The following is a 5781-nucleotide window of genomic DNA, read 5'->3' on the forward strand; positions in this document are numbered from 1 at the left end:
CCGCCTCGGCCGCTGTGACAGCCGCCGGCGTGCAGCCGGCCATCATGGAGCTGATGGACGCCGCGAGCCTCGCCGCCGTGCACGCGCTCCTCGCTCTTCCCATCCCGCATCAGGGAACAGCTCAGCTGACCATCCAGACCGATGGTCCGGCCGCCGCGGCCGAAGCGGAGGCGATCGCCGCGATCCTGCGCGCCCATGACGGCCTCACTGTCGTCTCACACGACCGCGACGAGGGCGAGCGCCTCCTGGCGGTGCGCCGTTCGATGCATGCAGCGATGGCCTCGCTGGGGACGACGCTGATCGAAGACGTCTCGGTACCACGGAGCGCCATGCCGGCGATGTTCGACGAGATCGCCCGCATCGAACGCGAGTACGACATCGTCATCCCGACGGTGGCACACGCAGGCGACGGCAACCTGCACCCGAACTTCATCTTCGAAGGGACGCAGACGCCTCCGCATGTGTGGGCGGCCGCCGACGAACTGTTCCGCGCCGCCATCCGCCTCGGAGGAACCCTCACCGGGGAGCACGGCATCGGGGTGCTCAAGCGCCGCTGGCTCGCCGACGAACTGGGCGACGACCAGTGGCGACTCCAGCGCCAGATCGCCGCGGTCTTCGATCCTCTCGGCATCCTCAACCCAGGGAAGGTCTTCAGCCCCGATGCCTGACATCCACGTGAGCGCGGCCGTGATCGTCGATGAAGCGGGGAGGGTGCTCGTGGTCCGCAAGCAGGGAACGACCATGTTCATGCAGCCCGGCGGCAAGCCGGAATCCGGCGAGTCCCCGGCGCAGACGTTGATCCGCGAGATCGAGGAGGAACTCGGGGTGGTGCTCGATGAAGCGGCGCTCCGCCCTCTCGGCACGTTCGTCTCCGCCGCAGCGAACGAACCGGGTCACCGTGTCGTCGCCGAGGCCTTCGCGACCTCCATCGATCCCGCGACCGTCGCCGTCCAGGCCGAGCTCGCCGAGCTGCGCTGGATCACGCCCGCAGACGTCGGAACGCTCCCGCTGGCGCCGCTGAGCCTGGAGCACCTGCTCCCGATCGCCTGGCCCGCCCCGGCGAACTGAGTTCACCAGGGCAGGCATCAGGCACGTCTCAGATGCCCTGCCAGGCCGGCTTGTTGGCGAACGTGTACCGGTAGTAGTCGGCGAGCGCGAGACGCGACGCAGCCGCTTCGTCGACGACGATCGTCGCGTGCGGGTGCAGTTGGATCGCCGATCCGGGCAGGATCGCCGACAGCGGGCCCTCTACCGCACCGGCCACAGCCTCTGCCTTGCCCTCGCCGAAGGCGAGCAGCACGAGGTGGCGCGCCTCCAGGATGGTGCCGAGCCCCTGCGTGATGCAGTGCATCGGGACGTCGTCGATCGACTCGAAGAAGCGGGCGTTGTCCTCGCGCGTCTGCTCCGTGAGGGTCTTCACACGCGTACGCGATGCGAAGGAGGAGCCGGGCTCGTTGAACCCGATGTGCCCGTCGGTGCCGATCCCGAGGATCTGCAGGTCGACTCCACCGGCAGCCGCGATGGCCGCGTCGTAGTCCTCACCCGCATGCTGGATGGTGGCCTCCGCGCCGTTCGGCACGTGGATGCGCGCGGGGTCGAGACCGAGCGGCTCGACGACCTCGCGGGTGATGACCGAGCGGTAGCTCTCCGGGTGCGCCGGGTCGATGCCGACGTACTCGTCGAGGGCGAAACCACGCACCTGTGAGACGTCGCGGCCTGCGAGCTGCGTGCGCAGCGCCTGGTAGACCGGCAACGGGGTCGACCCCGTTGCGAGGCCGAGGACCGCGTCGGGACGACGCGCGATCAGCTCCACGATCTCGGTGGCGACCAAAGCGCCTGCGGCCTCGGCATTCTCGACGATGACGACCTCAGCCATGCGGGACGATCTCCTTCTCGGTGGTGGAGGCGCCGACGAGTGCGGCGCCGAATGCGGCAGCGGGGGAACCCGCGGGAAGCAGTTCGATTCTCTCATCCAGGCGGAGCGACCGCATGAACGGCGAGGCCTCCGCGCCGGCATGCAGGGCCGCGCGGAGTCCGTTCTCGAGTCGGTCGCCGAGAGCGGTGAGCCCTCCCCCGATGACCACCCTCTCCACGTCGGCGGAGAGCACGAGAACACGCACTGCGGCGGCGGCCCCGTGATAGAGGTCGTCACGGAGGGAGACAGCATGCGGATCCCCGGCGTCGGCCGCATCGAAGATGTCCCCGATGGGCAGAGTGCCGGGTCGCCCCCAGGCCTTGGCCAACGCCCCTCCGCCGCAGAACGTCTCGACGCACCCGTACTGCCCGCAGCCGCACAGGCGCCCTCGCGGATCGACGGAGAGATGACCGACCTCCCCCGCGGTTCCGCGTGCGCCGCGCCAGATCCGTCCGTCGATCACGATCCCGGCAGCGACGCCGGTCCCGAGATTCAGGTAGGCCATGGAACCGGCGACTCCGCTCAGCACCGCAGCGCCGAGGGCCGCGGCCTTCACGTCGTTCTCCACGCGGAACGGGACTCCAAGAGCGAGTTCGGCCCTGACGGCGAGGTCCAGGGACTCCACGCCGAGGTTGACCGCGTGGTCGACACGGCCGGTCTCGGCGTCTACGAGGCCGGGGATGCCGATCCCGACGGAGCCGACGTCGGCAAGGGGGAACCCGTTCTCCTCCGCGAGTGCCTTCACGGCCGTAACGATGCTCTCGACGACCGCGTCATCGCCCCAACCCGTCGGTCGGCGCAGGCGTCCGCGGATGGCCCCGGAGGGGTCCACGGCCACCGCGTCGATCTTCGTGCCGCCGACGTCCAGGCCCACTCGAATCGGCCGACCGGCGCGGTCGGCAGTGCTCGCACCCGTCATCGGATGCTGCTCCCGGCCGTGCCGTCCACGGTGCAGATGACGTTCACGACACTCCCAGCTGTCCCGAGAGCACCATGACCGCAGCGCCGCGCAGGACGATGTCCTCCTGGTGCGTCAACCGCACGACGACGTCTTCGAACACGCCCTCGAGGGTGCGCGCGCGCAACGTCGCGATGGCGGCCTCGATCAAGATGCCGTCGAGCAGCTCCGCCGGACCGGAGATCACCACCTCGGAGAGGTCGAGGGCAGCGACGATCGGAGCGGTCGCGATCGCCATCCGCGTCCCGGCATCGCGGAGGATCTCATCGCGTGCCTCGGGATCAGCGGCGATCGCCGCCTCGAGCCGACTCACGCTGAGCCACGCCTCGAGACAGCCGTCCTTCCCGCACGCGCAGCGAGGGCCCCCGTCGGTACCGACGACGACGTGACCGATCTCTCCCGCGGCGAAGCGGCTGCCCAGCAGAGGCTGGCTGCCGGTGATGAGGCCGGCGCCGACACCCTTGCCGATCTTGATCAGCATGAAGTCGGCCTTCGCCTCGCCGAACGTGTACTCGGCGAGCACCGCCGCGTTGGCGTCGTTGCGGGCGAGGACCGGAAGGTCGAGATCGACGCCGAGCTTCGCCTCCAGCGGGAAGTTCGTCCAGCCGAGGTTGGGAGAGCTCAGGACGAGCCCGTCGGGACGCACGACACCCGGGGTGCCGATGCCGACACCCAGCAGCGGCTGAGTCGAGGCCTCGACCAGCGTCTGTGCGAGTTCCCGCAGCGCCGCGTATGCCGCCTCCCCGTCGGGGGATTTCGGACGAGGCACCTCGCGCCGCTCCAGCACGTCTCCGTCGAGGCTCAGCACCGCCCCGGTGAAGGCGTCGGGGCCGGAGAGATCGAGGCCGACGATCTGATGGCCGAAGCGATCGATGTCGATGAGGATGGGCGGCTTGCCCGGCCCCACCGCTTCACGGACGCCCATCTCGATGACGATCCCGTCGGCGATGAACTCGGCGACCAGGTCGGAGATGGTGACACGGGTGAGGCCCGTCTCCCGGGAGAGGTCGGCGCGACTCATCGCCCCCGCGTGGTACAGCGTCTGCAGCACCAGTGCACGGTTGTGACCGCGCGCATGCTCCGGCAGCACCTTTGATCGCGAGCGCAGGTGGCGCCCCGGGCCGAAGGCGTGCGCATTCGCACCGGCGTACTCTGACGGCGATGCGGAACGCTGTTCATCCGAAACGGACATGTTTGTTAGTAGACCTTACGAACAAAATTTGCGCAACCTCTGCCCGCGGACGCGCTGGCAGGGTTACCGAAACGTTACATTACTTTCGATCGTCGACGACGACCGTGCGTGAGCGCCCGATGAGGCGCTCGACCAGGCCTGCGACGATCTGCTCCCGCGCCTCGATCGTGAGCGGCTTGCCCGGCACGCCGGGACGGCGCTGCTCGGGCTCCGGCCCGTCAAGGGGACGATACCGCACCCCCGCTGCGGCGAGCCGGCGCAGGTGCATCGGCAGACGCCGCTCGAAGTCGGCGTAGGGTCCCGGCTCCCCGCCGTCCCACAGACGCTCCGCGATCGCGGCGAGTCGAGGGAACATCGCGAAGTCGACGCGGTCCCTGGTGGGCAGGTGCTCGCTCCACACGTTCGCCTGCCCGCCCACAGCGCCGTCTTCGACACGCAGGGAGTACGCGCGCTCGATCGTGAGAGGCGGGCCCACTCTGATCGGCTCCTCCTCCGACTCCGACTGCGGGTAGTCGAGGTAGACCTCGAGGTCGGGGCACGCGACGACCTCGATGCCGAGCCGCAGCGCCTCACGCATCGCGGCGGGACCCCGCCACGCGAGGATGCGCACGCCCTCGGGCACGTCGCCTTCGAGGACCTCGTCCCAGGCCAGTGCCGTGCGGCCTCGTCCGCGGACATGCGCGACGAACTGCTCCGTGAACCACGGCTGCACGTCGTGTGCAGACTCGAGTCCGAGTTGTCGCATGCGCTCGGCCGCCGCGGCGCTCTGCTCCCACTCGGTCACCGGCACCTCGTCACCGCCGATGCCTATCCACTCCGAGTCGAACGCATCGCAGAGAACATCGATCGCGGCGAATCCGAAGGCCAGGGCCTCGTCCGTCGGGGCGAGGGTGCGCGGATTGACCCCGAAGCGCTCCCATGCAGACAGCACAGGCTCTCCGACGTCGACGTTGCCGAGCTCCGGATACGCGGCGAGACCCGCTTGGATGTGTCCGGGCAGCTCGACCTCCGGCACGAGGGTCACGAAACGTTCTCGCGCATAGGCGACGAGCTCTCGCAGCTCCGCGGTCGTGTAGAAGCCCTCGTGCACTCCCGGCTCCACGGTGGACAAGGGGCCGTGTCCGAGCTGGGTGGCTTCCCGTCGCGCGCCCACTTCCGTGAGCCGAGGGAAGCCGGGCACCTCGAAGCGCCACCCCTGATCGTCTGTGAGATGAAGGTGCAGCACGTTCAGGTGATGATCGGCGAGGAGATCGACCAGACGACGGACCTCGTCGACGGTCCGGAAGTGCCTGGCGACGTCGAGCATCGTCCCTCGCCAGCTGTACGCCGGCGCTCCCTCCCACACCCCGGCGGGGATGTGGGCCGATGCGGCGTCCGGATCCCGCAGCTGCCGCAGAGTGGTGGCACCGCGGAACACGCCGGCGGGGCTCGCTCCTCTGACCTCGACTCCGGCTGCACTCACGCTCACCCGGAAGGCCTCGTCACCGACACGTCCTCGCGCCGCGGCCTCAGCGCCGAGGTTCTCGTCGACCATCAGTCGGATCGGCGGGAGTTCGGCGTCGCCCGCGCCGGCGAGACCGCCGAGCCGGGCGGCAGCGGCGACGAGCTCAGGGGCCGAGAGGATCGGCGTGCGCTCCGTCCACGCGAATCCGGGAGCGACCGGATCGATGCGGGCACCGATGTGCGGCACGGTGGCGCGATGCGGCGGGGGCGGGA

Annotated in this window: 6 protein-coding genes; 2 read left to right on the forward strand and 4 right to left on the reverse strand. The window is 69.8% G+C overall.

Annotation, left to right across the window (positions count from 1 at the left end; all coding sequences use genetic code 11):
- Together DSP71_RS23030 and DSP71_RS02980 are read left to right on the forward strand one after the other, a co-directional pair.
- Positions 1 to 668 (forward strand): FAD-linked oxidase C-terminal domain-containing protein (locus DSP71_RS23030; RefSeq protein WP_309472600.1); only part of this gene is annotated, 668 nt, incomplete at its 5' end.
- Complete coding sequence (locus tag DSP71_RS02980) at positions 661 to 1068, forward strand: NUDIX domain-containing protein (RefSeq protein WP_046748835.1); 408 nt, start codon at positions 661 to 663, stop codon at positions 1066 to 1068. The genes DSP71_RS23030 and DSP71_RS02980, both read left to right, overlap by 8 nt.
- Positions 1069 to 1096: 28 nt before the next feature.
- Here DSP71_RS02980 and nagB read toward each other — a convergent pair whose 3' ends face one another.
- From nagB to DSP71_RS03000, 4 genes are all read right to left on the reverse strand, one after another.
- Positions 1097 to 1876 (reverse strand): glucosamine-6-phosphate deaminase, encoded by a 780-nt coding sequence (gene nagB / locus DSP71_RS02985; RefSeq protein ID WP_046748834.1) that lies wholly within the window; start codon positions 1874 to 1876, stop codon positions 1097 to 1099.
- Positions 1869 to 2834, reverse strand: a complete 966-nt coding sequence (locus DSP71_RS02990; protein WP_179516142.1) for an ROK family protein — start codon at positions 2832 to 2834, stop codon at positions 1869 to 1871. Before DSP71_RS02990 ends, nagB begins: the two co-directional genes overlap by 8 nt.
- Positions 2835 to 2877: 43 nt before the next feature.
- Positions 2878 to 4065 carry an ROK family transcriptional regulator gene (locus DSP71_RS02995; RefSeq protein ID WP_046748833.1) on the reverse strand — a complete coding sequence of 396 codons (1188 nt, stop codon included), beginning with the start codon at positions 4063 to 4065 and terminating at the stop codon, positions 2878 to 2880.
- Between the two features lie 79 nt (positions 4066 to 4144).
- The coding region (locus DSP71_RS03000) for a beta-N-acetylhexosaminidase (RefSeq protein WP_147251177.1) at positions 4145 to 5781 on the reverse strand (1637 nt) is incomplete at its 5' end.

The organism is Microbacterium sp. H6, assembly GCF_003314775.1.
GTDB classification, from domain to species: Bacteria; Actinomycetota; Actinomycetes; order Actinomycetales; family Microbacteriaceae; genus Microbacterium; species Microbacterium oxydans.

Coding starts and splice junctions, on each gene's coding strand:
- DSP71_RS02980 (WP_046748835.1), top strand. CDS start 661: ATGCCTGACATCCACGTGAGCGCGGCCGTGATCGTCGATGAAGCGGGG.
- nagB (WP_046748834.1), bottom strand. CDS start 1,876: ATGGCTGAGGTCGTCATCGTCGAGAATGCCGAGGCCGCAGGCGCTTTG.
- DSP71_RS02990 (WP_179516142.1), bottom strand. CDS start 2,834: ATGACGGGTGCGAGCACTGCCGACCGCGCCGGTCGGCCGATTCGAGTG.
- DSP71_RS02995 (WP_046748833.1), bottom strand. CDS start 4,065: ATGTCCGTTTCGGATGAACAGCGTTCCGCATCGCCGTCAGAGTACGCC.